Raw genomic sequence first — 24204 nt, forward strand, 5'->3', positions numbered from 1 at the left:
CGGCCGCGCGGGGTTGGTCCGGCGCTCGAGTGGCTCGAGCGGCGCGGGGTGGCGCTCGAGCCACTCGAGCGCCGTTCAGAGGCGCCGGTAGCCCGGGTGGACCCCGGGCGTCAGGTCGTGCTCGGCAGCGAGCCTGGCGAGCAGCGCCCGCAGGGCCTCGCGCTCCTGCGGCTCGAGCGCCCCGCAGATCGCCTCGTCGTGGGCGCGGGCGACCTCGCCGATCCGCCGCAGCAGCTTCTCCCCCTCCTCGGTGAGATGCAGCGCGTGCAGCCGGCGGTCGTCCGGGTTGCGGCGGCGCTCGACGAGCCCCCGCTCGTCCAGCCCGTCGACCAGCGTGACGAGCCGGCTCGGCGGCGTCCCGAGGAGCGTCGCCAGCGCCTGCTGGGACCGGCCGGGCTGCGCGGCGATCGCCCGGAGCAGGCCGGTCTGCGGCGGCGTCAGGTCGAGCTCGGCGATCCGCTCGGCGAAGCGGCCCGCGGCGTAGGCCCCCAGCTGGGCCAGCAGGAAGGCCGATCCCGGCCCGGAGTCCGGGGTGCGGTCGGTCGTGGTCGGCACGAGCAGAACCATACCCGTTGACAAATCATATACGCAGAAGAACGATTCTGTTCAGTAACGAGTTCACCGAGGAGGAACCCATGATCGTCACGGCACCCACCCCGGTCCGGCGAGCCCGCCAGGGCGGCCCACCCCTGATCGTCCCTGCGCTGGCGTTCACCGGCCTGACCGTCGCGGGCGCCGTGATCGGCGGCGGTGGGCCGCGGCCGGATTCGACCGCGGCCGAGGTCCTCGCCTACGCCACCAGGCACGCGGGCGCGATGAACCTCGGCGCCGCGCTGCTCTTCGGCTCGGCGTTTCCACTGGTCGTGTACGCGGCGACGGCGTTGCGACGGCTCCGGCGCCTCGGCGTCGCCGCGCCCGGTCCGCTCATGGGGCTCGCCGGCGCGGTCCTCGCCGCGGGTTCACTGATGACCAGTGCCCTGACGAGCTGGGCGGCGGCGCAGACCGCGAGCCTCGGCGACCCCGCCCTGGCCCGCCTGCTGGCCACCCTGTGGTTCGCGACCGGTGGCGTGGGCTTCGTCGCGCCGTTCGGCCTGCTGCTCGTCGGCGTCGCCGTGCCGGCGCTGGTCCTGAAGCTGCTGCCGCGCCCACTCGCGTGGGCCGGTCTCGTCGTCGGGGTTCTCGCCATGCTGAGCACGTTCGCCCTGCTCACAGGCCTGCTCTACCCGCTGCTACCCGTCGGCCGGTTCGGTGGGGTCCTGTTCCTGGTCGCCGTCGCGGCGCTGCTCCCGCAGTCCGCCCGCCGCAGGGAGGCCTGAGGTGCAGGACTTCCGCTTCGGCGCCATCGAGGCGCCCCACGGCACGACCGAGGACTGGCTCGTCACCGCCCGCCGAGCCGTCGACCTGGGGTTCTCGACACTGCTCACGCCGGACGGCACGCAGCAGCACGCCCCGTTCCCGGCGCTCGCCGCCGCGTCCACGGTGCCGGGCCTGCGGCTCGGCACCTTCGTGCTCGCCGCCCCGCTCCGGCCGCCGCGTTCCGCGGCCTGGGAGGGTCACACCCTGTCGGTGCTGTCCGGGGGCCGGTTCGAGTTCGGCATCGGCACCGGACGACCCGACGCCCGCGCCGAGGCCGAGGCCTTCGGCCTGCCCTGGGGCACCGGGGCGGAGCGGCTGTCGATGGTCCGGGAGACCGTCGCGCACCTGCGGAAGCTCGACGCCCGAGGAGATCGGCAGGGACAGCGCACGCCGGTCCTGATCGCCGCTGGCGGTCCGCGGGCCCTCGCCCTCGCCGCCGAGGAGGCGGACATCGTCACGCTGGCCGCGCCGCCGCTGACGCCGCGTGCGGAGGTCGCCCGGATGTCCGCCGACCTGCGGGAGCGGGCCGGCGCCCGGGACCTCGAGATCGCGATGAACCTGTTCGTCGTCGGGACGGAGGTGCCGCCCTGGACCAGGCGGTTCCTCGGCGTCGACCCCGCCACGCTCGACGAACGCGAGTCCCTGGCGGTGCTCCGCGGCACCCCGCGGCAGATGGCGGACGAGCTGGAGCGCCGCCGCGAGGAGCTCGGCGTGACCTACTTCGTGAGCAGCGCGAGCTACGGCGAGGCGCTCGCGCCGGTCGTCGAGCTGCTCACCCGGTGAACGGCCAGGACGCCACGGTCGCGTACACCGGGGGACCCGTCGAGCCCGGCGGCGACGTGCTGCTCACCAGGTGCAGGTCGGCGGCGGTCCACGGCGTCCCCGTGAACCCGGCGAGCCGGGAGACGAGCGGGCGCAGGTCCGTCCCCGCCGGCGCCCGGGCGAGGGTGAGGTGGGGGCGGTAGCGCCGGGCGTCGAGGCTCAGGCCCGCGCGCCGTCCGGCCGCCTGCGCCCGGGCCGCGGTCCGGGCCAGCCGTTCGGTGTCGCCGCCGACCCGCGTCCAGAGCACCCGGTCCCCGAAGCGGCCCCCGCCGCCCAGGGCCAGCGTCGGCGCGGGCCGGGCCGCCGCCACCCGGGAGAGAAGTCCTCGCAGGTCACCGAGTATGCGGGGATGGACGTCGCCGTAGAAGGCCAGGGTGACGTGCCACTGCGCACGCACGGTCCAGCGCAGCTCCGGCGCGCCGAGCCCCGCGAGCGCCGCCTCCAGCTCGTCGAGCACCGCCGCCGGCGGGACCAGCGCGGCGAACATCCTCACGGATGGTGATGCTGACAGAAATCCGGTGGGTCCAGGTGTCGACGCGGCTAATCTGCCGGGGGTGACCCTGACGCTCGCGGCCGTCGCCCGCTACCCGGTCAAGTCCTGCCGCGGGCACTACGTCGGGTCCGCCGTCGTCGAGCCGTGGGGGCTCGCCGGGGACCGGCGGTGGCTGGTCACGGACCCGGACGGACTCGCCGTGACCGCACGCACCACGCCCCGGATGCTGCTGATCGAGCCCGTCCCCCTCCCGGACGGCCTGCTCCTGCGCGCTCCCGGCCTGCCGGACCTGCGCGTCCGGACGCCGTACGGCAACCCGCTGGCGGACGTGCAGGTGTGGGCGGACCGGGTCAAGGCCACGCTGGCGGACGAGGACGCGCACGGCTGGCTCACCACGGCGGTGGGCGCACCGGCCCGGCTGGCCTACCTGGACGACCCGCGGCGCCGCCCGGTCGCCCCGGAGTACGCCGACGCCGAGGACCGGGTCTCCTTCGCCGACGGCTTCCCGATGCTCATGACCTCGAACGCGTCGCTCGCCGCCCTGAACGAGCTGATCGCGGCCGGGCCGAACGCGGCCGGCGCCCCGCTGGCCATGACCCGATTCCGGCCGAACCTGGTGGTCGACGGCGCCGCCCCCTGGGCGGAGGACGGCTGGACGGCGCTGCGCATCGGCGAGGCCCCGTTCCGGGTGGTCAAGGCCTGCAGCCGGTGCGTGATGACGACCGTGGACCCGGAGACCGCGACGAAGGGCCGCGAGCCCCTCGCGACGATGGCGAGGCACCGGAGGTTCGGGTCCAAGACCTGGTTCGGCGTGAACCTGATCCCGGAAAGGGCGGGCGTCACGGTGCGCGTGGGCGATCCCGTGGAGGTGCTCGGGACGCGCGACGGGAGCGAGCCGCTCCGCTAGTCGTGGGGGTGAGCGGCGACAATGCACCCATGGGAATGTCCGCGGCGCGGCCGGACGACGGGGAGCTGGACTACTGGTCCTTCGTGGACGTCGCGATAGCCCGGACCCTCGCCGCGCAGCCCGAGGTCGATCCCGCCGCGATGCGGCTCGTACTGAGCCTGCACCGGGCGTCGACCTCCCTGGCCTACGACCTGGAGTCCGCCGTGCACCGGCCCCGGGGCTGGTCCTGGCCGGGTTTCCGGGTGCTCTTCGTGATCCGGCTGACGGCGCCGGTGGAGGCCAAGCGCGTCGCGCAGCTCTCCGGGATGAGCCGCGCGGCGGTGTCCGCGCTGCTCAAGACCCTGGAGCGGGACGGCCTGGTCTCCCGCACCCCCGCCGCCTACGACCGGCGCGCCGCCGAGCTGACCCTGACCCCCGCGGGCGAGGAGGCGTTCAGCAGCGCCTTCGTCGCGCACAACGAGCGGGAGCGGACCTGGGCCTCCGCACTCGACGACGACGAGGTCGAGACCCTCACCGCGCTGCTGGAGAAGCTCATGGCGGGCGACGCCGCGCAGCGCGCCAACCGCCGGTCCTGATCGCTCAGAGCAGCGCTTGGTAGGCGCCGCCGTCGACCGGGATCGCGGCGCCGGTCAGGTACCCCGCCTGCCGGGAGCAGAGGAATGCGACGATCGCGCCGAAGTCCTCGGGAGCGCCGAGCCGGCCGGCCGGGATGTCCTCCGCGGCGCGGGCCAGCGCCTCCTCGCTGTCCGCCATGCTCCGCAGCCGGTTCGTCAGGTGCGAGGCCGGCTGCAGCGAGTTGACGGTGACGCCGTCGCGCGCGATCTCCCGGGCGAGCGTCCGCAGGAACCCGGTGGCGCCGGCCCGGGCGGTGTTGGAGAGCACCAGGTTGTGCAGCGGCTGCCGCACCCCGATCGAGGTGATCGCCACGATCCGGCCCCAACCCTGCGCCTGCATCCCCGGCGCGGCCGCCAGGCACATCCCGACGACGGCGAGCAGGCTCCGGTCCAGCGCGGCCTGGTAGTCCCCGAGGACGGTCTCCGCGACCGTGCCGGGCTTCGGTCCGGGCCCGTTGACGACCAGGATGTCCAGCCCACCCATCCGCTCGCGCGCCTGGTCGACGAAACCCGCCGCCGCCTCCGGGTCCCGCAGGTCCGTGACGAGGTACTGCGCCCCGAGCTTCTCGGCCGCGGCCCGGGCGCGGTCCTCGTCGGACCCGCAGATCGTGACCTGCGCGCCCTCCGCGACCAGCACCTCCGCGCTCGCGTAGCCGAGCCCGCCGCTCGCGGCCGCCACCGCCGCCCGCTTCCCCGCGATCCCCAGGTCCACGTGACTCCCTCCGATCCCGCGGGCCACCGGTCCGCGCAGGCAACCTACCGAGTCCCGGTCGGGACGCGCCGGTTCCGGTGCACGATCTCCTCGGCCGGGGAGCCGAACGTCGCGGTGCCCCGGACGGCGTCACGGGAGCGGGGCGGTGCCCGGACGGGAGAGCACCACCTCCGCACCGGCGTCCGGATCGGACGCCTCCGGCGTTCTCGAGGGGAGGAGGACCGCGGAGCCGACGGCGCCCGCTAGCACCAGGCCGGCGAGCACGAGGAGCGCTGACCGTTGCCCGGTGAGCTCACTGCCGAGCGGAGTCCCGCCCGCCGCCAGGGCCCGCGCCGCCGCGGACCCGGTGAGCAGCGTGACGACGGTGATTGACAGTGCCGCGCCGATCGCCTGCGTGCTGTTCAGCGCTCCCGCCCCGACGCCGTGCCGGGCCCGCGGGATGCCGGACATCGCGGTGACGGTGCAGCTCACGCTCGCCGCGCCGGTGCCCGTGCCGAGCAGGAGGAACGGGAGCAGCAGGTCGGGGTACGTCGTCGTCGGCCCGACCGCGGTGGCCAGCAGGAATGCACCCGTCGCGGAGACCAGCAGGCCGGCCGGCACGAGCACCCGCGGACCGACGAGGTGCAGCGTGCGGGAGGCGATCTGCGCGACGACCGCGGTCGTCGCGGCCCACGGGACGAACGCCAGCCCGGCCTCGAGCGGGGACCAGTCGAGCGACTCCTGCATGAACAGCGAGCTTGTGAAGTAGGTCCCGATCCCGGTCCCCGCGGTGATCACCACGAACAGTAAGGCGAACGACGTCCGGGTCCGGAAGAGCTTCAGCGGGAGCAGCGGATCGGGGCTGCGCAGCTGCGACACGACGAACGCCGCGCCGAGCGCCACCGCGCCGACGAGCAACCCGACGGCGAGGGGCAGCCCGGCCGATCCCCGCAGCCCACCCAGGCCCAGGACGAACGACGCGACCGCACCGGTCCCGAACAGCCCGCCGACCAGCCCGAGCCGCTGGCGCCGTCCGGGGCGCGGGTCCCGCACCGTCAGCAACGCCGTGACCGCGGCGACCAGGCACACCGGGACGTTGACCAGGAAGATCCAGCGCCAGCCACCCGCTTCGGTGAGGAGGCCACCGACGACGTTGCCGAGCGTTGCGCCGAGCGCCCCGACGCCGGCCCACGCGCCGAGCGCGACGCTGCGGTCCCGAGTGGTCGTGAACACTCCGGTCAGCAGCGCCATCGCGGCGGGCGAGGCCATCGCGGCGCCGACGCCGGCGAGCGCCCGCGCGGCGATCAGCGGGCCGGCCTGGCCCACGACCGCGCAGAGCAGTGAGCCGGAGGCGAAGACCAGCAGCCCGGTGAGGAAGAGCCGACGGCGCCCGAAGACGTCCGCGAGCCGGCCGCCGAGCAACAGCAGGCAGCCGAACGCGACCGGGAAGGCCGTCAACACCCATTGCAGCTCGGCGGGCCCGAGGCCGAGTTCGCGGCGGATCGAGGGCAGCGAGACCGTCACGACCGTGCCAGCGACCAACATCATGAACTGGACGCTGCACATCAGGACGAGGAACGGCCCCCGACGCGCGACGGCGGCCGTCGTACCGGGCGCCGTGCGGTGTTCGGTGCTCACGCGCCTCGGCCGGCCCCCAGGTACGCGGTGATTGCGCCGAGGGTGTCGTCGAGGTACTCCACGACCATCCCGTGCCCGCCCCGCGGCTGGACCCGCAGCGTCCCGTTCGGCAGCAGCTCCGCCATCTCGACGGACTGCGCCACCGGGGTGAGCACGTCCTCCGCCCCGGCCAGCACGAGCGTCGGGGTGGTGGCGGACGGCAGGCCCGGCCGGGAGTCGTAGAGCCGCAGCCCGGCAGCTTGGGCCTCGAACCCCGCGAGCGAGGTCGGGTGCGGGTCCTTGCGGGCCAGCTCGGCCTGCGCCGCAGCCGCGGCGTGGTCCGAGAGCAGCCGCGGCGTGAACGCCCAGGGCATGCCGTGGATGCCGATCGAGACCGGGTCCAGGCCGGCCCGGCGCAGGGCGAGCCCCGCGTCCAGCCAGGCGTCCTGCACCCCGGTGTAGGAGGGGAAGGCGTTGAGCAGCACAGCTTTCGTGAGCACGCGCGGGTGCCGGATCAGCAGGGACTGCAGCACCGAGCCGCCGAGCGACCAGCCGACCGCTGCGACGGGGCCGAGCCCGAGGTGGCCGACGAGCGCGGCGGCGTCGTCCCCCAGGTCGTCGATCGTGTAGGGCCCAGGCGGCACCTCGGAGAGCCCGGTCCCACGGTTGTCGAAGGTGATCACCATGAAGGACTGCGCGAGCAGGGGCGCCGCGGCGGCCCATGCCAGCGAGCTCAGCCCGAGCCCTGCGATCAGCAGCAGCGGCGGACCGTCGCCCCGGACGTCGTAGCGCAGGGTGACGCCGTTGACGGTTGCCGTACTCACGAGCCCGCCACCAGCGACGGGGCGGCCGCGGCGACCCGACGCCGGCTCACCTCGGGGGTCCAGTGGTCCGGCTCGTCCGCCCACAGGTCCCGCAGTTGCGGGATGACCTTGGTGCCGAAGAGGCGGGTGTTCTCTGCGGCCGTCTCCTCGGGCAGGTTGCCCATGTGCAGGGAGGCGATGAGCTGCCCGACGCGCAGCTCGGTGGCCAGCTCGCGCAGCCGCTGCGCCACCCGGTCCGGGGTGCCGGCGATGATGTAGCCCTTCTCGTCGTACTCCCAGAAGCTCATCTCGCCTCGGACCGCGCGCCGCTTGTCCTCCATCGCCTCAGGGCTCGTCGTCCGCTTCAGCACTCCCGCCATCGCGGCGGGGGAGTTGTAGCCGGGCGGCGTGGCCCAGCGCATCGCGGGATCCCGGACGCGCTGGAAGTACTTCACCGCCTCGGAGTACTTGGCCTCGGCCTCGACGTCCGTGTTCGCCACGCAGACGAGCTGGGTGAACGCCATCCGGTGCGGGTTCATGTCCCCGTCGTTCGCGGCGACGTAGTCCCAGTAGCCGTCGACCAGCGGTTTCGCCGCCTGCAGGCCGGAGAACGAGAGGTGGCCGTAGCAGTAGTTCTCCCGCGTCACGAGTTCCCAGGTCTCCGGGCTCGACGAGCCGGGCACCCAGATCGGCGGCCGCTGCTGGATCGGCCGGGGCCACAGGTTGACATAGCGGAGCTGCGTGTACTTCCCGTTGAACGCGAAGGGCTCCGGTTCGCGCCAGGCCCGGGTCACGAGCTCGCGAGCCTCATGGAAGCGCTCGCGCAGCTCGATCGGCGGGCGGGCGTAGGCGAACGCGGAGTCCATCGGGGTGCCGAAGACGAACCCGGCGATGAGCCGTCCCTCGGACAGGCAGTCCAAATAGGCCATCTCCTCGGCGACCCGGATCGGAGGGTTGTAGAGGGCCAGCGAGTCCCCGATCACGAGGATCGCGGCGTTCTCGGTGCTGCTCGCGACACTGGCGGCGAGCAGGTTCGGCGACGGGGTCATCGCGAACGGGGTCTGGTGGTGCTCGTTGACGGCGAGCCCGTCGAAGCCGTCCCGATCCGCCTGCTGCATGAGCCGGATGAACATCCGGTAGTTGGCGCCGACCCGTTCCGGGTTCGCCATGGCGATCGGGCTGTCCACCCAGCCGCCCTGGCCCGGGGCCGGGAACTCCGCCGGCAGGCCGTCGTAGGTGACCTCCGCGAACCAGTGGAACTTCACCCTCGCACCATCCTCACCCTCGTCCTGCTCGAAGCCTGGGCGGCGCTCGGCGCCGCGGACAATGGAGAACCGCACACTCGTTTCCGAGTGGATGTGGATGCTTCTCCAACGATCCCGTTCAGCCGTCCGTGAAGGGTCGGTCGTCCCGAAGTCGTCCACATATCCGAGTGCGGATGCGTTGCCTTTTCAGGCCCATACCGCTTAGCGTCCGAAGGCGGCGCCCCACAGCGAAGCGCCAATTCGAGCCGGTACACACACCGGTCAACGACCGACACCACCGCACGAGAACCCGGGGGCCGATCCCCGGGCTGCCGCCGTGCACGGAAATGTTCCGGACCGACTTCGACGAGGAGGTCGATCATTCGTGCTGAAGTTCTTCCTGACGCGCCTGGCGACGACCATTCCGGTCCTCATCCTGGTGACCTTCGTGGTCTTCGGGTTGGTGCTGCTGATCCCGGGCGACCCGGCCGTCACGATCGCCGGGCCGGACGCCACGGTCGAGCAGGTCGCCGCGGTCCGGGCGCGACTCGGCCTGGACCGGCCGATGGTCGTCCAGTACTGGGACTGGATCACCGGTGCGGCCTCGGGCGACCTCGGTACGTCGCTGTTCACCAGCCGCCCGGTCGCCAAGTCGATCAGCGACGGACTGCCGGTCACGATCGCCCTCGCCGGGACGGCGCTGCTGATCTCACTGCTGATCGCAATCCCGACGGCGATCTTGTCCGCGCTGCGCCGCGGCACCTGGCTGGACCGGGTCTCGACGATCGGCTCGTCGCTGGGGATCGCGCTGCCGTCGTTCTGGCTGGGCCTGATGTTCGTGCTGCTGTTCAGCCTCACCCTCGGCTGGCTGCCCGCCACCGGCTACGTGCCGATGTCGAAGAGCCCCGGGGACTGGCTGCTCCACATCTTCCTGCCCGCGCTCACCCTCGGCATCGCCGGCGCCGCGGAGAGCGCGCGTCAGCTGCGCGGCTCGATCATCGGGGTGCTGCAGCAGGACTACGTCCGCACCGCCCGGGCCAAGGGCCTGCGCACCCGGATGGTGATCGGCAAGCACGTCATGAAGAACGCGAGCGTCCCGCTGGTCACCGTGCTGGGCCTGCAGATCACGGCCCTGCTCGGCGGCGCGGTGCTCGTCGAGCAGATCTTCGGCGTCCCGGGGCTCGGCCAGGTGGCGATCAACGCCGTCACCACCCGGGACATCCCGGTGATCCAGGGGATCGTGCTGGTCGCGGTGGTGGTGGCGATGGGCTCCAACCTGCTCGTCGATCTCACGTACGGCTACCTCAACCCGAAGGTGCGGCCCCGATGACCAACGTCGAGAAGAAGCCGGAGACCACGGTGGCCCCCGACGCGCCCGCCGCCTCCGAGATGCCTGCGGGCGACCCGGCCACCGTCTCCGCCGCCGCGCTCGCCCACGGCGGCGGCGCCTGGTCGGACTTCCGGCGGCGGGTGGGCGGCAACACCGGCGCGATGGTCGCGCTCGGCGTCCTCGCGTTCCTCGTCCTGATCGCCGCGATCGGACCGTTCATCACCCCGGCGGACCCCAACGAGCAGAACCTGCGCGCCGTGCTGCTGGACCCGTTCTCCGCGGGACACCTCCTCGGCACGGACCAGCTCGGCCGGGACATCCTCAGCCGGCTGATCGTCGGCACCCGGGTCTCCCTGCTCGCGATCGCCCTGGCCCTCGCGGTGGCGATGGTCATCGGGGTGCCGCTGGGCTTCGTGTCCGGCTTCCTCGGCGGCCGGTTCGACCAGCTCGTCATGCGGCTCAACGACGCCGCGATGAGCTTCCCGCCGCTGCTGCTCGCGATCACCCTCGTCGGGGTGCTCGGGCCGAGCCTGCGCAACGCGATGTTCGCCGTCGGGATCCTGATGGCGCCGCGGTTCCTCCGGCTGGTCCGCGGAGTGGTGATCGGGCTGAAGGAGGAGACCTTCGTCGAGGCGTCCCGCAGCATCGGCACCCCGACCTGGATGATCATCATCCGGCACATCCTGCCGAACACGCTGTCCCCGCTGACGGTCGCGATTGCCGTGACCGCCGGCTACGCGATGCTCTCCGAGGCGGGCCTGAGCTTCCTCGGCCTCGGCGTCCAGCCGCCGGACGCCAGCTGGGGCTCGATGATCCGCGAGGGGTTCCTCTACTTCGGGCGCTCGCCCTGGCTGGGGATCTTCCCCGGCGTCCTCATCGCGCTCACCGTGTTCACCTTCGTCACCCTCGGGGACGGGCTGCGCGACGCGCTGGGCCGCGAGGAGAGGACCGAGTCGTGACCGCGACCACCGGAACCGGGATCACCACGGACACCACGCTCGAGGTCGAGAACCTGAAGGTCGACGTGCTCACCGAGAAGGGCTGGGCCACCGTCGTGGACGGCGTCAGCTTCGGGGTGGCCCGCGGCGAGACCCTCGGCATCGTCGGCGAGTCCGGCTCGGGCAAGAGCGTCACCTGCCTGTCCATCGCCGGGCTGATGCCGCCCGCCCAGACCCGGGTCACCGCGGACACTCTGCGGCTGCTCGAGCACGACCTCACGACGCTGTCCCCGAAGGAGATGGCGGACATCCGCGGCCCGAAGATCGCGATGATCTTCCAAGAGCCGATGAGCAGCCTGAACCCGGCGTTCACCGTCGGGGACCAGATCGCTGAGGTGCTTCGCCGGCACGAGGGGTTGTCCCGCAAGGAGTCCCGCCGGCGCGCGGTGGCCCTGCTGGACCGCGTCGGGGTGCCGAGCCCCCAGCGGCGGGCGGCGCAGTACCCGTTCGAGTTCTCCGGCGGCATGCGGCAGCGCGTGATGATCGCGATCGCGCTGGCCTGCAACCCGGACGTCATCGTCGCCGACGAGCCGACGACCGCCCTGGACGTCACCGTGCAGGCCCAGATCCTCGAGCTGCTCCGGGAGATCCAGTCCGAGCACGGGATGTCGGTCATCTTCATCACCCACGACCTCGGCGTCGTCGCGGACGTCTGCGACCGGGTGCTGGTGATGTACGCCGGGCAGATCGTGGAGGGCGCGGACCTCGCCGAGCTGTTCGCGGACCCGCGCCATCCCTACATGGAGGGCCTGCTGGCGGCGATGCCGCGGATGGACAACCCCTCCGACACGCTGGTGAGCATCCCGGGACATCCGCCGCGGGTCGATGACATGCCGGCCGGCTGCCGCTTCCACCCCCGCTGCCGGTACGCGAGCGACGCCTGCCGTACGGGCGACTCGCCGCTGCTGGAGCGGGTCGCCCCCGGCCACACCACCCGGTGCCTGCGGCACCCCGAGCTGACCCTGCGAGGTTCCCCGTGAGCGAGGCGCCCCTGCTCCAGGTGAAGGACCTCGAGGTCACCTTCTCCCCCGCAAGCGGCTCTTCCGCGAGCGGGTGCACCTGCGTGCCGTCGACGGCATCAGCTTCGACCTCACCGAGGGTGAAACGCTCGGCCTGGTCGGCGAGTCCGGTTGCGGCAAGTCGACGACGGCGCGCGGGCTGATGCGGCTGGTCGAGCCCACCCGGGGTTCGGTGAAGCTGGCGGGCCGCGAGCTGCTGGGCCTGCCGCAGAAGGAGCTGCGCACCGCCCGCCGGGACATCCAGATGGTCTTCCAGGACCCGTACTCCTCGCTCGACCCCTCGATGCTGGTCCGGGACTCGATCGGCGAGCCGCTGGACGTGCACGTCGGGCTCGGCCGCACCGAGCGCGTCGAACGGGTCGCCGAGCTGCTGCGCCGGGTCGGGCTACCGCCGGACTACATGACGCGCTACCCGCACGAGTTCTCCGGCGGACAGCGCCAGCGGCTCACCATCGCCCGGGCCATCGCCGCGGACCCCAAGATCCTCGTCCTCGACGAGGCGGTGTCGGCCCTGGACGTCTCCACCCAGAACCAGGTGATCGGCCTGCTGGAGGAACTGTCCGCGAAGATCGGGCTGACCTACCTGTTCATCGCGCACGACCTGTCCGTCGTGCGGCACATCTCCGACCGGGTCGCGGTGATGTACCTCGGGCAGATCGTGGAGCACGGGGACGCGAAGCGGGTGTTCGACTCCCCGGCCCACCCGTACACGCAGGCGCTGCTGTCCGCCGTGCCCGTGCCGTCGCCGCTGACCCAGCGCAACCGGGAGCGGATCGTGCTCTCCGGGGACCCGCCGGACCCGTCCCGGGTGCCGCCGGGCTGCCGGTTCCACACCCGCTGCCAGTACGCGATGGACGTCTGCCGCACGGAGGTCCCGTTGCCGACGCCCGCGCTGGGCTCCGGCGAGGTGGCCTGCCACCTGCACACGACGGGCCCGCGGCTCGGCGGCTCCTCTGTGCGGACCATCGGCACCGGCCGGCATTCGCGCAGCTCGAACGAGGTCCCGGCGTGAGGACGGCCCGTTGGGAGGGCATCGAGAAGATCGCGCTCGTCGAGGTCGACGCGCCGGAGCCAGGCCCACGGGACGTCGTGCTCGATATCGGCGCCTGCGGGATTTGCGGCTCGGACGTGCACGCCTACGCCGAGGGGGCCTGGATCGCCGAGGGCTCCCCCATGGGCCACGAGTTCTCCGGCACCGTGCGGAGCGCGGGCGCGGAGATTCGCGGCCTCGCCGTCGGGGACCGGGTCGCGGTCAACCCGATGGGCCCGTGCGGAACCTGTCGGCAGTGCTCCCTGGGCCGCACCAACCTGTGCTCGGGCGCGGTGAACAGCGCCCGCGGCGGCCTGTCGGACCAGGTCCTCGTGCCGGAGGCCGAGTCCGGCGCGCGGCTGTTCCGGATGCCGGACGGGATGTCGTTCGAGGAGGGCGCGTTCCTCGAGCCGCTCTCCGTGGCGGTCCGCGCGGTGACCTCCGCCACGCCGGACCTGGACGCGCCGATCGTCGTCGCCGGGCTGGGCTCGATCGGCCAGTGCGTGCTGCGGGTCCTGCTCGCGTACGGCGCGACGGACGTCGTCGGGATCGACGTCTCCCCCGCCCGGCTCGACGTGTCCCGCGAGACCGGCGCCCCCGTGCTCGACGCCCGCGCCGAGGACGCCCGCGCCCACCTGCTCGACCGTTGGGGCACTTCGGTCTCGCCATACCAGCAGGGCGGCAACGTCGGCACCTTCTTCGAGTGCTCCGGCGCCGTGCCGATGACCACGATCGCGACCGAGGTGACGCGCGCGGGCGGCACCGTCTCCCTCGCCGGGCTCAACGGGTCCAGCCCGCCGGTCGACCTGGACACGGTGGTGCAGAAGGAGCTGCGGCTGCTCGGCAGCTTCGCCTACACCGGCCCGGACTCCACCGAGGCCTTCCGGCTGCTGTCCACCGGGGCCGTCCGGGTGGCGCCGCTGGTGTCGCACCGGGTGCCGCTGAGCCGGGTCGGCGAGGCGTTCGAGGCCCAGCACGCCGTCGACGGCTCGATCAAGGTCGTCGTCCTCCCCGACTAGAGGAGTCACACGCATGTACGCCGTCGGAATCCCGCAGCCCGGTGGCCCGGAGGTCCTGCAGCTCGTCGAGCTGCCGACCCCCGAGCCCGGGCCCGGCGAGATCCGCATCCGCACCGCCGCCGCGGCGGTCAACCCCACCGACACCGCGTTCCGCCAGTGGGGTCCGCGGCAGAAGGAGGGGTTGGCGCCGCCGTGGGTCCCCGGAATGGAGATGGCCGGGACGGTCGACGCGGTCGGCGAGGGTGCGCCCTGGGCGACAGGGGACCGGGTGATGGCGATCGTCATGCCCCGTCGCGCGCTCGGCGGGGCCCAGGCCGAGTACGTCGTGGTGCCGGCGGACGGTGCCGCGGCGATCCCGAACGGCATCTCCGACGCCGAGGCCTCGACGCTGCCGATGAACGGCCTCACCGTCCACTCCGCCCTGCTGCACCTGGGCCTGTCCCCCGGTCAGACGCTCGGCGTCACCGGGGCCGCGGGCGCGGTCGGCGGCTACGCGATCGAACTCGGCAAGATCACGGGGCTGCGGGTCGTCGCCGACGCGAGCGAGCCTGACGAGGAGTTGGTCCGCGGCCTCGGCCCGGACGTCGTCGTGCGGGCGTCGAAGAACCTCGACGAGGAGGTCGCCGCGTTCCGCGGGGCCGTCCCCGAGGGCGTCGACGGGCTGATCGACGCAGCGGTGCTGGACGTCGGCGCGCTTCCGATCGTCAAGGACGGCGGGGCGCTGGCGACCCTCCGGTTCTGGGCCGGGCCGTCCGAACGAGACATCCGGATCCACCCGGTCATGGTCTCCGACCACCTCCACGACGGGGCCGAGATCGCGAAACTCGCCCAGCTCGTCGTCGAGGGGCGGTTGACGTTGCGGGTCGCCGCCACCTACCCGGCCGCCGAGGCCACCGCCGCGCACGAGCGGCTGCAGGCCGGCGGTACCCGCGGCCGTCTCGTCCTCACGTTCTAGAAGGGAACTCACCATGGGCAGGCTCGACGGCAGGATCGCCGTGATCACCGGCGGTGCCAGCGGAATCGGACAGGCGACCGCGGTGCGGTTCGCCGTGGAGGGCGCGGACGTCGTCGTCGGCGACCTCGCGGACGGCGCCGAGACGGTCGCGCTGGTCGAGAAGGCCGGCCGCAAGGCCCGCTACGTGCGCACGGACACCACGAACGAGGCGGACTGCGACGCACTGGTCGCGGCGGCCGTCGAGACGTTCGGCAAGGTCGACGTCGGGGTCGCCGCGGCCGGGGTGGCCACCGCGGCCGGGGCGAGCAACATCCAGACCCGGGCCGCACAGGGCGACGCGACCCACGTCGTCAACCTGGAGCCGGACAACTTCCGGCGGGTCCTCGACGTGAACCTCCTCGGGGTCCTGTTCACCGACCGGGCGCTGGCCCGGCAGATGCTCGCGCAGGGCACCGGCGGCTCCATCGTCAACATCGCCTCGACGGCCGCGAAGATCCCGCTGGCCGGCGCCGCGCCGTACTGCGTGTCCAAAGCCGGCGTCTGGATGCTCACCAAGGTCATGGCTCTGGAGCTGGCGACCACGGGCATCCGGGTCAACGCCGTCGGCCCCGGCTACACCGCCACACCGATGATCGCCGGGCTGGAGCAGAACCGGCCCGCCTACGACGTGGCCATGAGCATCACGCCGATGAACCGGCTCGGCACCGCGGCGGAGTCCGCGGCCGCCTGCCTGTACCTCGCGAGCGACGAATCCTCGTTCACGACCGGCCAGATCCTGCACCCCGCCGGCGGCCAGTTCACGGGCTGATCGCCCCCCGAGAGAGGACCACACTCGTGACAGGCACCCCACGCCGGCTCCTGGTCGGCCTGATCGCCGCGCTCGCCCTTCTCGTCTCCGCCTGTGGCGGCGGGGACGCCGGGAGCGACACGCCCTCCGCGGCGTCGGACCCGAACGCGATCCTGCGCTACGCGTTCGTGCAGAACGTCTCCAGCTTCGACCCGCACCGCTCCAGCAACGCCTGGGACATGGTCAACCTGCGGCTCGTCTACGACCAGCTGCTGCAGGAGGACCAGAACGGCGAGATCCGGCCGATGCTCGCGACGAGCTACGAGTTCACCGACGGCGGGAAGGTCCTGCAGCTCACCCTGCGTGACGACGTGACCTTCCACGACGGGACGAAGTTCGACGCGTCCGCGGTGAAGGCCAACCTGGAACGGGCGAAGACGCTGGAGACGAGCACGCTGCGCGGTGCGTTACGGGCCATCGACTCGATCGACGCCCCGGACCCGAGGACCGTCCGGCTGAACCTCAACTCGCCGGGTGGCAACCTGCCCGCGCTGTTCACCGAGCGGTACGGCTCGATGATCAGCCCGGCGGCGTTCGGCAACCCGGACCTGGACCAGAAGCCCGTCGGCTCCGGCATGTTCACGATGACCGAGTACGTCCCCGGGCAGGTCACTCGCTACACGAAGGCCGCGAACTACTGGGATCCCGAGGCGGTCAAGGTCGCGGGCGTCGAGGTGTACGTCCAGACCTCCTCGCCGACGCGGCTGAACATGCTGCGCACCGGACAGATCGACATGACGTATCTGGACCCGTCGGTGCAGGACCAGGCCGTCGCCGCAGGCCTGAACGTGCAGTCCTCGCAGAGCACGACGATCTTCCGGATGACGGTGAACACCGCCAAGACCCCGTTCGACAAGCTCGAGGTGCGCCAGGCCATGGAGCACGCGATCGACCGCCGGGCGATCGTCGACGGGATCCTGTTCGGCATCGGCCAGCCGACCGCGCAGCTGATCCCGCCGGGCCACTGGGCCTACGACGAGAAGGTCGCCTGGGACGGGCCGGACTACAACTACGACCCGGCCAAGGCCAAGCAGCTGCTGGCCCAGGCCGGATACCCGGACGGGACCGAGTTCGAGATGCTCATCCCCGCCCTCGACGACCACCGCGCCGTCTCCGAGGCCGTGGTGCCGATGCTGGAGGCGGTCGGCCTGCGCCCGAAGACACGGGTGATCGAGCCGGCCACCACGCCGTCGACCTTCTTCAGCCGGCAGGAGGGCAACGCCTACATCGGCGCGAGCGCCCCCTTCGTCGACCCGACGACGCAGTACGAGTCGAACCTGGCCGGACAGTTCACCAACCCGTGGAACACGACGTCACCGGAGTTCACGGCGGCCTGGAACGAGTCCCTGGTGGGGGCGTCGCGCGAGGAGCGGTTGCCGGCCGTCCACAAGATGATCGAGGACGAGAAGGACCTCCGCCGCCAGTTCGGGATCTACGCCGCCCAGCCGCCGAGCGTGTGGACGGACAAGGTGATCTTCCCGCAGGGCTACAAGCCGGCGTACGCGCCGACCTTCCGGGGCGTCGCGATCGCGGCTGGCTGACAGCGGCGACGCCGCGGCGGTGGATCGCACCGCCGCGGCGTCCTCGTCGGAAGCGGTGACGGCCGCCCGGCCGTGACAGCATGGGGCCGTGCCCGACGGATCCAGCTCGGCCCTGCCGCTCTACGAGGTCACGGTGATGCGAGAGGACGAGGGGTGGGTGGTCACCGTCGACGGCGTCCCCGGATCCGTGCAGGTGGAGACGTTCGCCGAGCTCGATCCCGCGGTACGCGGGCTCATCACGGAGGGCACCGGGACGAAGGACTTCGACGTGTTCTGGACCTACGTGTAGAACGAACTCGGGGAGCCCGTCGCGGATGCGTGTAGAACGAACTCGGGGAGCCCGTCGCGGATGCGGATACCGGGGCCGCTCGGGGCCGAGGCACGGTGAGAGGAACGGCACGGACGCTGCTACGCCAGCCGGAACACCGGTACCGCTTCGGACTCCTCGTCCGCCCGCTCGAACGCCACCGTCAGCCGAGCCCCCGCCGCGACCTGCTCCGGCTCCGCGCCGATCACCTTCGACCACCACCACGGGCCCTCGTCGAGCTCCGCGACCACCAGGGTGTCCCGATCACCGCCGCGCTGATGCGCGACCGAGCGGCTGACGACCGACGCCCCGCCGGCGGCAGCGACGGACACGAGATCGACCGAGGCGCACGTGTCGCACTGCTGCGCGTACGGCGGCGAGAAGTGCCCGGCCGGGCAGCGGAACAGCAGGCGCTCGCTCCGGGCCGTGCCGTCGAAGAACGCCGCCGTGGCCTCGTCGCGACGCACCGGGCCGACCCTCACGAGCTGCTCCTCCCGGCCGGCCCGTGCGGGGAGAGCACGAGCGTCGAGTGATGGTCGAGCACGCCGCCGTTGCCGCTGACCAGCACGACGTCGTGCCGGTCGACCTGCCGCTCGCCGGCCTCGCCGCGGGCCTGCAGGATCGCCTCGGACAGGGGGGTCATGCCCCACATGTAGGACGACGAGAGCTGCCCGCCGCCGGTGTTGACCTTGAGCTTGCCGTCCGGGCCGAGGGTGCCGTCCGCGACGAACCGGCCGCCCTCGCCCTTCGGACAGAAGCCGTAGTCCTCCAGCGTGATCAACACGGTGAAGGTGTAGCAGTCGTAGAGCTCGGCGACGTCCACGTCGTCCACGGTCAGGCCCGCCATCGCGAGCGCTGCCGGTCCGGACCGGGCCGCACCGGACACGAGGCCGAAGTCCTCGTGGCGCCGCTGCGCGTGCCCCGGGTGCGCCTGCCCCCAGCCCAGGACGTGCACCGGCGGGCGGGCCAGCGACGCCGCCCGCTCCGCGGACGTGACGATCACGGCGATCCCGCCGTTGGACACCAGACAGCAGTCGAACAGGTGGAACGGCTCCACGATCCAGCGGGACGCGTGATAGTCCTCCAGCGTCATCGGCGTGCGCATCTGCGCCTGCGGGTTCAGCTCGGCCCACGCCCGCTGCCCCACCGCGATGTGCCCGAGCTGGTCGTTCGTGGTGCCGTAGGTGTCCATGTGCCGCTGCGCGGCGAGCGCGTACAACGAGTTCGTGTCGCGGATCCCGGCCGCGCCGAGCAGCCCGCGCCAGCCGACCGCCCCGCGCGCGCCGTAGGCCGCCCCGGTGCTGGTGTCCTGGCGGAGCGGGGCGTCCGCGAAGACGCACGCGACGGTCTCGGCCATCCCCGCGGCGATCGCCAGGGACGCGTACTGGACCATCTGCCCCGCCGTCGAGCCGTAGGACTGCATCTCGGACAGCAGCCGCAGGTCCCGCAGGCCCAGGTCCCGTTGCAGCGCCAGGCCCACGCCACCGCTGACGCCGGCCGAGGTCAGCAGCCCGTCGACGTCGCCGAGCTCCAGGCCCGCGTCCGCCACCGCGAGCCGGACGGCGTCGCCCGCGAACTGCGCCGCGGTCCGGCTGTAGACCTTGCCCAGCTCGGTCATTCCGAGCCCGACGATCGCGGCGCTCCGCTCAGCCACGGCGGACCTCCGAGAACGGCAGGTCCCGGTCGGCCTCGGGTTCCTTCGGCAGGCCCAGGATCCGCTCGCCGATGATCGTGCGCTGGATCTGGTCCGTGCCCCCGCCGATCGAGGTGAAGTAGGCGTTGAAGGCCAGGAAGTTCGCCTCGTCCCCGACCGGTTCGTCCGGCCCTTCGAGCATGGCCCGTGACCCGGCGAGCGAAGTACGGACCCGGGCGCTCTCGTGCAGCAGCCGGGACATCGCGAGCTTGCCCAGCGACATCACCGACGACGACGAGCCCTGCTCCACCTCGGCCTTCGCCCGCTGGTTGTTCCAGCCGTTGACCAGTCGCAACGCCGCCATCCGGGCCAGGTCCTGGCGAACCACCGGATCGTCCAGCCGTCCGACCTCGCGGGCGAGGGCGACCAGCTCGTCGCCCATCTCGGCCATCCCGGTCGCGTCCCGTCCGGCGCGGGCCCGGTCGCCCATCACCGACCGCTCGTAGGCCAGGGCGGTCTGCAGCACACCCCAGCCGCGGTCGACGTCGCCGAGCCGGTGCATGTCCGGCACCACCGCATCGGTCAGGAAGACCTCGTTGAAGTGGGCCTCGTTCGTGATCTGGCGCAGCGGCCGGACCTCGACGCCCGCCTGCTTCATGGGGAACAGGAAGAACGTGATGCCGCGGTGCTTGGGCACGTCCCAGTTCGTCCGGGCGACGAGCATCCCGTAGTCCGCGGTCGCCGCCGACGATGTCCAGACCTTCTGCCCGTTGACGACCCAGCGGTCCCCGTCGCGGTCCGCCCTGGTCCGGACGGCGGCGAGGTCCGAGCCCGCGTCCGGCTCGCTGTAGAGCAGGCACATCGACACCTCGTCCCGGAGCATCGGGCCGATGAGCCGGCGCTTCAGCTCATCGCCGCCGAAGGTGAGGACGGTGGCCGCGTAGAGGTTGTGCCGGTCCTGCCCGGTGCCGGGCGCGCCGACCCTTCGGAACTCCTCCTCGACGACGTGGCCCAGCTCGTCGGGCAGCCCCCTGCCGAACCACTCGCGTGGCCAGCGCGGCGCCGCCCACCCTGCCTCGACGACGGCGGCGAGCCACTCCTTCGCCGGTCGCGCCGGGTCCCACTCGGCGGCGAGCCAGGCGGCGACCTCGCGACGGAGGTCATCGGCGTTCATCGGTGCTTCTCCCCATTCCGATTCCCCGGACCGCGACACGGTGGCCCCGAAACCCCGACTCGCGGGGTCCCGGACCCCGACTCGCGGGCATCGCTACACCCCGGTCCGGCGCAGGTACCGCTCCCGGTGGAACGCCGGATCGCCGAGCAGCAGCGCGCTCGTGCGGGCCCGGCGCAGGTACAGGTGGGCGGGATGCTCCCAGGTGAAGCCGATGCCGCCGTGAATCTGGATGGTGTCCGCGGCGACCTTCACGAAGGAGTCCGAGCACGAGGAGCGGATCAGGCTCGCGAGGGCGGGGAGGTCCGGGGCGCCCTCGTCGGCCGCGGACGCCGCGTACCGGGCGGCCGACGTCGCGGACTCGGACTCGAGCAGCAGGTCCGCGCACAGGTGCTTGATCGCCTGGAAGCTGCCGATCGGGCGGCCGAACTGCACCCGGGTCTTCGCGTACCCGACGCTCATCTCCAGCGCCCGCGCCGCTCCCCCGCCTGCTCCGACGCCAGGGCGATCGCGGCCAGGTCGAGCATCCGCTCCACCGCCGGCAGCCCGCCGTCGAGCGGCGTGCCGGGGGTGTCCGTGAACGTCAGCCGGGCCTGCTTGCGGGTGCGGTCCGCCGTGGTCAGCAGGGTGCGCCCGATTCCGGAGGCTTCCCGCTCGACGGCGAACAGCGCCACCCCCGCGGTGGTCCGCGCGGGAACGAACACCAGGTCCGCGACGTGCCCGTCGAGCACGTAGGGCTCGGTACCGGTCAGCCGCCAGCCGTCGTCGGCGCGGCGGGCGACGACGCCGGCGCCCGGGAGGCCCGCTGCGGACACGGCGACCGTCGCGACGGTGCCGCCCTCCGCGATCCCGGGCAGGTACCGCCCCTGTGCCGCCCGGTCCCCGGAGGCGAGCAGGAGGTTCGCGGCGAGTCCGATCGTCGAGAGGAACGGCGCGCAGAGCAGCGCCCGGCCCATCTCCTCGAAGACGATCCCGAGCTCGACGTGCCCGGCCCCGGCGCCGCCGAACTCCTCCGGAATCCCGAGGGCCTGCAGGCCGAGCTGCCCGGCCATCCGTTTCCAGACGTCGGGATCGAAGCCCTGCTCGGTCTCCGACAGCCTGCGGACCTCGGACTCGGGGGAGCGGTCCGCGAGGAACCGGCGCACGGACGCGCGCAGGTCCTGCTGCTCGGGCGTGACGGCGAAGGCCGGCATCGGCGCTCCTCGACGAGGCTCGATCGACGGATACGAACGGTGATCATCCGATATGTCTCGACGGTAGGTGGCCGGTCGGCCGGCCACAAGGCCGGGGTGGCACGTGCCCGTCGAGCGCGAGGCCCGGCAGCGGACGAGAGGGTCAGCCCGGCGCGGTCGGCGGCGTGCTACCCGGGGTCCCGGTCAGCACGAGGTCGACCAGCTCCGCGGCGTAGCGGTCGCCACCGGCGGACACCACCGGACGCAGGTGGTCCGGCGTGGCCAGCGCGTGGTTCAGCATCGCGCCGCAGACGGCGTCGAGCACCAGGGTGGCCGACGTCCCGGGCGCGAGCTGGCCGCGGGATACGCCGCGGCGCACGATCGCCCGGGCGGCCGTCACCCGCGCTTTGTTGCGGCGTGCGAACAGGTCGGCGAAGACCTCGGGGTGCGTCCGGGCGTCGACGAGCATCCGCATTCCGACCGTCCCGCGGACGCCGAGGTACTCGGCCAGCAGCTGCCGGGCCAGCTCCACGAGCTGGTCGCGCGCGGTTCCCGAGTCCGGCACGACCACTTCCATCCCGGACCGTTCGACGGCGTCGACCAGCAGGGCGCGGCCGGAGAGCCAGCGCCGATAGAGGGCGGGCCGGCCCACGCCCGCCCGGCGGGCGACGGCCTCGAAGTTGAAACCGGCCCAGCCGAGGTCCGCGTAGACCTCGAGCGCCGCCTCGAGCACCTTGCGGTCCACCTCCGGATCGCGCGGCCTGCCGGGACCCGCCCTCCCCGCGCGCGCGTCGACCTGCCCGGAGCCGCCCGTGGGGCCTGTCGACATGCGCGGAGTATCCCATCGGCCCGGGCCCGCCGCGGCCATGGACGACTGCCCACCCGCACACCCCCGACGCTGGTCGGACTCACGTTGTCCGGCGGATGCGACGCCGGTCACAGTGGGCTCCGGGTGGTCGCCGCGCCGCGGCGTCGTGCCGCGCATGCGGCGCAACGCACCCCACCGTGAACCCAGCTCGTCCCCGACCGGAGGTCGCCGTGAGACCGACAGCAACGACGCTGCGGCCCGCACGCACCAGCCGTTGGCTGGTCAGCCTGCTCGCCGTCCTCGCCCTGGGCCTTGCGGCGTGCGGCGGGGTCGGCGGAGCACAGGCGGGTGGCGGAGAGATCGACCCGAACGGGACGTTCCGCTACATCTTCGTGCAGAACCCGTCCACGTTCGACCCGCACAAGTCCGCCAACCCGTGGGACATGATCTTCTTCCGGCTGGTGTACGACCAGCTGATCCGCGAGGACGAGAACGGCGACCTCGCCCCCCAGCTGGCCACCTCCTGGGAGTTCGTCGACAACGAGACCGCCCTGGTGCTGAAGCTGCGCGACGACGTGACGTTCACCGACGGCACCAGATTCGACGCGACCGCGGTCAAGGCCAACATCGAGCGGATGAAGACGCTGGACGGCAGCACCCAGAAGGGCGCGCTCGCCCGGGTGGCCGGGGTCGACGTCGTGGACCCGACGACCGCACGGATCAACCTGAGCGGCCCGGGCGGCAACCTGCCCGCCCTGTTCAGCGGTACACCCGGGACCATGGTCAGCCCCGCTGCCATGGCCAACCCGGACCTCGACCAGAAGCCTGTCGGCTCGGGCATGGCGACGCTCGCCGAATACGTCCCGGGGCAGGTCAGCCGCTACGACCGCAACCCCATCTACTGGGACCCCCAAGCCGCGAAGGCCGCGCATTACGAGATCTACGTGCAGACGTCGGCGCCCACCCGGTTGAACATGCTGCAGACCGGCCAGGCCGAGCTGACCTACCTGGACCCGTCGCAGGCGGACCAGGCGAAGGTCGCGGGGCTGAACACGGCCGAGTCGAAGAGCTTGTCGATCATGTCGATGTACATGAATAGCGGTAAGCCACCGTTCGACGACATCCGGGTACGGCAGGCGTTCCAGCACGCGGTCGACCGGCAGGCGATCGTCGACGGCGTCTTCTTCGGGATCGGCAAGCCCGTGGCGCAGTACATGCCGCCGGGCTACTGGGCCTACGACCAGAAGGTGTCCCCGGACGCACCCGACAACAACTACGACCCGGCGAAGGCGAAGCAGCTGCTCGCCGAGGCCGGGTACCCGGACGGCGTCGACTTCGAGATGCTCGTCCCCAGCCTGGACGACCACCGCGCCGTCGCCGAGGCGATCGTGCCGATGCTGGCCCAGGTGGGCATGCGGGCGAAGACCAGGGTCATCGAGTCTCCGACGACGCCGGTGACGTTCTTCGGCCGCCAGGAGGGCAACGCCTTCCCCGGGATGGGTGCCCCGTTCCAGGACCCGACGACCATCTACCAGACGAGCCTGCCGGGGCAGTACGCCAACCCGTGGAACACCACGACGCCGGCGTTCCAGCAGGCCTGGATGGACGCGCTGGCCGGCTCCACACGGGAGGCACGGCTGCCCGCGATGCACCGGATGATCGAGGAGGAGAAGAAGATCCTCAAGAACTTCCCGCTGCACGCCCACTTCCCGCCGAGTGCCTGGACCTCGCGCGCGGTGTTCCCGGAGGGCTACCGGCCCGCCTACGCGCCGACGTTCTACGGCGTCGGGGTCACCGCCGAGTAGCCCGTCCCGCGACCCGCTCGAC

General features: G+C 72.7%; 26 protein-coding genes. 14 read left to right on the forward strand and 12 right to left on the reverse strand.

Going from position 1 to position 24204, the window contains the following annotated elements:
- Window positions 1-75 precede the first annotated feature (75 nt).
- Window positions 76-555, reverse strand: a complete 480-nt coding sequence (locus tag WBK50_RS30410) for a MarR family winged helix-turn-helix transcriptional regulator (RefSeq protein ID WP_341338854.1) — start codon at window positions 553-555, stop codon at window positions 76-78.
- Window positions 556-635: 80 nt separating this feature from the next.
- On the opposite strand from WBK50_RS30410, the gene WBK50_RS30415 reads away from it, so the two are divergent.
- Both WBK50_RS30415 and WBK50_RS30420 read left to right on the forward strand, forming a co-directional pair.
- Window positions 636-1316: a DUF4386 domain-containing protein gene (locus WBK50_RS30415; protein WP_341338855.1), complete on the forward strand. Its 681-nt coding sequence runs from the start codon at window positions 636-638 to the stop codon at window positions 1314-1316.
- A gap of 1 nt (window position 1317) precedes the next feature.
- Window positions 1318-2139, forward strand: coding sequence for an LLM class flavin-dependent oxidoreductase (locus tag WBK50_RS30420; protein ID WP_341338856.1), 822 nt, complete (start codon window positions 1318-1320; stop codon window positions 2137-2139).
- Here the strand turns inward: WBK50_RS30420 and thpR are convergent.
- Window positions 2129-2665 carry an RNA 2',3'-cyclic phosphodiesterase gene (gene thpR, locus WBK50_RS30425; protein WP_341339559.1) on the reverse strand — a complete coding sequence of 179 codons (537 nt, stop codon included), beginning with the start codon at window positions 2663-2665 and terminating at the stop codon, window positions 2129-2131. The genes WBK50_RS30420 and thpR overlap by 11 nt on opposite strands.
- A 67-nt stretch (window positions 2666-2732) precedes the next feature.
- Between thpR and WBK50_RS30430 the strand changes: the two genes are divergently transcribed.
- Both WBK50_RS30430 and WBK50_RS30435 read left to right on the forward strand, forming a co-directional pair.
- On the forward strand, window positions 2733-3578 hold the full coding sequence (locus WBK50_RS30430) for an MOSC domain-containing protein (RefSeq protein WP_341338857.1): 846 nt from the start codon (window positions 2733-2735) through the stop codon (window positions 3576-3578).
- Window positions 3579-3607: 29 nt separating this feature from the next.
- Complete coding sequence (locus tag WBK50_RS30435) at window positions 3608-4153, forward strand: MarR family winged helix-turn-helix transcriptional regulator (protein ID WP_341338858.1); 546 nt, start codon at window positions 3608-3610, stop codon at window positions 4151-4153.
- Between the two features lie 4 nt (window positions 4154-4157).
- On the opposite strand, the gene WBK50_RS30440 is transcribed toward WBK50_RS30435, so the two are convergent.
- From WBK50_RS30440 to WBK50_RS30455, 4 genes are all read right to left on the reverse strand, one after another.
- Window positions 4158-4904 (reverse strand): SDR family oxidoreductase, encoded by a 747-nt coding sequence (locus WBK50_RS30440; protein WP_341338859.1) that lies wholly within the window; start codon window positions 4902-4904, stop codon window positions 4158-4160.
- A gap of 129 nt (window positions 4905-5033) precedes the next feature.
- Entirely contained in the window at window positions 5034-6449 is a 1416-nt protein-coding gene (locus WBK50_RS30445; RefSeq protein WP_341339560.1) for an MFS transporter, read from the reverse strand.
- A gap of 68 nt (window positions 6450-6517) precedes the next feature.
- The gene (locus WBK50_RS30450) at window positions 6518-7324 is read right to left on the reverse strand and encodes an alpha/beta fold hydrolase (RefSeq protein ID WP_341338860.1); all 807 of its coding nucleotides are present in this window, start codon (window positions 7322-7324) and stop codon (window positions 6518-6520) included.
- Window positions 7321-8568 (reverse strand): LLM class flavin-dependent oxidoreductase, encoded by a 1248-nt coding sequence (locus tag WBK50_RS30455; protein WP_341338861.1) that lies wholly within the window; start codon window positions 8566-8568, stop codon window positions 7321-7323. The genes WBK50_RS30450 and WBK50_RS30455 overlap by 4 nt, the downstream gene beginning before the upstream one ends.
- Before the next feature lie 364 nt (window positions 8569-8932).
- On the opposite strand from WBK50_RS30455, the gene WBK50_RS30460 reads away from it, so the two are divergent.
- The 9 genes from WBK50_RS30460 to WBK50_RS30500 all read left to right on the forward strand — a co-directional run bounded on the left by WBK50_RS30460 (window position 8933) and on the right by WBK50_RS30500 (window position 17575).
- Complete coding sequence (locus WBK50_RS30460) at window positions 8933-9877, forward strand: ABC transporter permease (RefSeq protein WP_341338862.1); 945 nt, start codon at window positions 8933-8935, stop codon at window positions 9875-9877.
- Window positions 9874-10836 (forward strand): ABC transporter permease, encoded by a 963-nt coding sequence (locus WBK50_RS30465; protein ID WP_341338863.1) that lies wholly within the window; start codon window positions 9874-9876, stop codon window positions 10834-10836. The genes WBK50_RS30460 and WBK50_RS30465 overlap by 4 nt, the downstream gene beginning before the upstream one ends.
- Window positions 10833-11855, forward strand: coding sequence for an ABC transporter ATP-binding protein (locus tag WBK50_RS30470; protein WP_341338864.1), 1023 nt, complete (start codon window positions 10833-10835; stop codon window positions 11853-11855). The genes WBK50_RS30465 and WBK50_RS30470 overlap by 4 nt, the downstream gene beginning before the upstream one ends.
- Window positions 11856-11928: 73 nt before the next feature.
- Window positions 11929-12906 (forward strand): ABC transporter ATP-binding protein, encoded by a 978-nt coding sequence (locus WBK50_RS30475; RefSeq protein WP_341338865.1) that lies wholly within the window; start codon window positions 11929-11931, stop codon window positions 12904-12906.
- On the forward strand, window positions 12903-13943 hold the full coding sequence (locus tag WBK50_RS30480) for a zinc-dependent alcohol dehydrogenase (protein WP_341338866.1): 1041 nt from the start codon (window positions 12903-12905) through the stop codon (window positions 13941-13943). The genes WBK50_RS30475 and WBK50_RS30480 overlap by 4 nt, the downstream gene beginning before the upstream one ends.
- 13 nt (window positions 13944-13956) lie before the next feature.
- Window positions 13957-14898, forward strand: a complete 942-nt coding sequence (locus tag WBK50_RS30485) for an NADP-dependent oxidoreductase (RefSeq protein WP_341338867.1) — start codon at window positions 13957-13959, stop codon at window positions 14896-14898.
- Window positions 14899-14911: 13 nt separating this feature from the next.
- Complete coding sequence (locus tag WBK50_RS30490; protein ID WP_341338868.1) at window positions 14912-15706, forward strand: SDR family NAD(P)-dependent oxidoreductase; 795 nt, start codon at window positions 14912-14914, stop codon at window positions 15704-15706.
- A 26-nt stretch (window positions 15707-15732) separates the two neighbouring features.
- The gene (locus WBK50_RS30495; protein WP_341338869.1) at window positions 15733-17286 is read left to right on the forward strand and encodes an ABC transporter substrate-binding protein; all 1554 of its coding nucleotides are present in this window, start codon (window positions 15733-15735) and stop codon (window positions 17284-17286) included.
- Between the two features lie 88 nt (window positions 17287-17374).
- On the forward strand, window positions 17375-17575 hold the full coding sequence (locus tag WBK50_RS30500; protein ID WP_341338870.1) for a hypothetical protein: 201 nt from the start codon (window positions 17375-17377) through the stop codon (window positions 17573-17575).
- A 119-nt stretch (window positions 17576-17694) separates the two neighbouring features.
- Here WBK50_RS30500 and WBK50_RS30505 read toward each other — a convergent pair whose 3' ends face one another.
- The 6 genes from WBK50_RS30505 to WBK50_RS30530 form a co-directional block, all read right to left on the reverse strand.
- Window positions 17695-18075 (reverse strand): Zn-ribbon domain-containing OB-fold protein, encoded by a 381-nt coding sequence (locus tag WBK50_RS30505; RefSeq protein WP_341338871.1) that lies wholly within the window; start codon window positions 18073-18075, stop codon window positions 17695-17697.
- Window positions 18072-19247: a thiolase family protein gene (locus WBK50_RS30510; RefSeq protein ID WP_341338872.1), complete on the reverse strand. Its 1176-nt coding sequence runs from the start codon at window positions 19245-19247 to the stop codon at window positions 18072-18074. Before WBK50_RS30510 ends, WBK50_RS30505 begins: the two co-directional genes overlap by 4 nt.
- Window positions 19240-20400 carry an acyl-CoA dehydrogenase family protein gene (locus WBK50_RS30515; protein ID WP_341338873.1) on the reverse strand — a complete coding sequence of 387 codons (1161 nt, stop codon included), beginning with the start codon at window positions 20398-20400 and terminating at the stop codon, window positions 19240-19242. The genes WBK50_RS30510 and WBK50_RS30515 overlap by 8 nt, the downstream gene beginning before the upstream one ends.
- Before the next feature lie 93 nt (window positions 20401-20493).
- Entirely contained in the window at window positions 20494-20859 is a 366-nt protein-coding gene (locus WBK50_RS30520) for an acyl-CoA dehydrogenase family protein (protein WP_341338874.1), read from the reverse strand.
- Window positions 20856-21590, reverse strand: a complete 735-nt coding sequence (locus tag WBK50_RS30525; RefSeq protein WP_341338875.1) for an acyl-CoA dehydrogenase family protein — start codon at window positions 21588-21590, stop codon at window positions 20856-20858. The genes WBK50_RS30520 and WBK50_RS30525 overlap by 4 nt, the downstream gene beginning before the upstream one ends.
- 142 nt (window positions 21591-21732) lie before the next feature.
- The gene (locus WBK50_RS30530) at window positions 21733-22398 is read right to left on the reverse strand and encodes a TetR/AcrR family transcriptional regulator (protein ID WP_341338876.1); all 666 of its coding nucleotides are present in this window, start codon (window positions 22396-22398) and stop codon (window positions 21733-21735) included.
- A gap of 209 nt (window positions 22399-22607) precedes the next feature.
- Here WBK50_RS30530 and WBK50_RS30535 point away from each other — a divergent pair, with 209 nt between their 5' ends.
- On the forward strand, window positions 22608-24182 hold the full coding sequence (locus WBK50_RS30535) for an ABC transporter substrate-binding protein (RefSeq protein WP_341338877.1): 1575 nt from the start codon (window positions 22608-22610) through the stop codon (window positions 24180-24182).
- Window positions 24183-24204 lie beyond the last annotated feature (22 nt).

The sequence above is a fragment of the Pseudonocardia sp. T1-2H genome, from assembly GCF_038039215.1.
Taxonomy (GTDB): domain Bacteria; phylum Actinomycetota; class Actinomycetes; order Mycobacteriales; family Pseudonocardiaceae; genus Pseudonocardia.

Bases quoted from the DNA above. Each gene is read 5' to 3' on its own strand.
- WBK50_RS30435 (WP_341338858.1), top strand. From the start codon at position 3,608: ATGGGAATGTCCGCGGCGCGGCCGGACGACGGGGAGCTGGACTACTGG.
- WBK50_RS30525 (WP_341338875.1), bottom strand. From the start codon at position 21,590: ATGCCGGCCTTCGCCGTCACGCCCGAGCAGCAGGACCTGCGCGCGTCC.
- WBK50_RS30515 (WP_341338873.1), bottom strand. From the start codon at position 20,400: ATGAACGCCGATGACCTCCGTCGCGAGGTCGCCGCCTGGCTCGCCGCC.
- WBK50_RS30520 (WP_341338874.1), bottom strand. From the start codon at position 20,859: ATGAGCGTCGGGTACGCGAAGACCCGGGTGCAGTTCGGCCGCCCGATC.
- WBK50_RS30415 (WP_341338855.1), top strand. From the start codon at position 636: ATGATCGTCACGGCACCCACCCCGGTCCGGCGAGCCCGCCAGGGCGGC.
- WBK50_RS30465 (WP_341338863.1), top strand. From the start codon at position 9,874: ATGACCAACGTCGAGAAGAAGCCGGAGACCACGGTGGCCCCCGACGCG.
- WBK50_RS30445 (WP_341339560.1), bottom strand. From the start codon at position 6,449: ATGTGCAGCGTCCAGTTCATGATGTTGGTCGCTGGCACGGTCGTGACG.
- WBK50_RS30485 (WP_341338867.1), top strand. From the start codon at position 13,957: ATGTACGCCGTCGGAATCCCGCAGCCCGGTGGCCCGGAGGTCCTGCAG.
- WBK50_RS30490 (WP_341338868.1), top strand. From the start codon at position 14,912: ATGGGCAGGCTCGACGGCAGGATCGCCGTGATCACCGGCGGTGCCAGC.
- thpR (WP_341339559.1), bottom strand. From the start codon at position 2,665: ATGTTCGCCGCGCTGGTCCCGCCGGCGGCGGTGCTCGACGAGCTGGAG.
- WBK50_RS30530 (WP_341338876.1), bottom strand. From the start codon at position 22,398: ATGTCGACAGGCCCCACGGGCGGCTCCGGGCAGGTCGACGCGCGCGCG.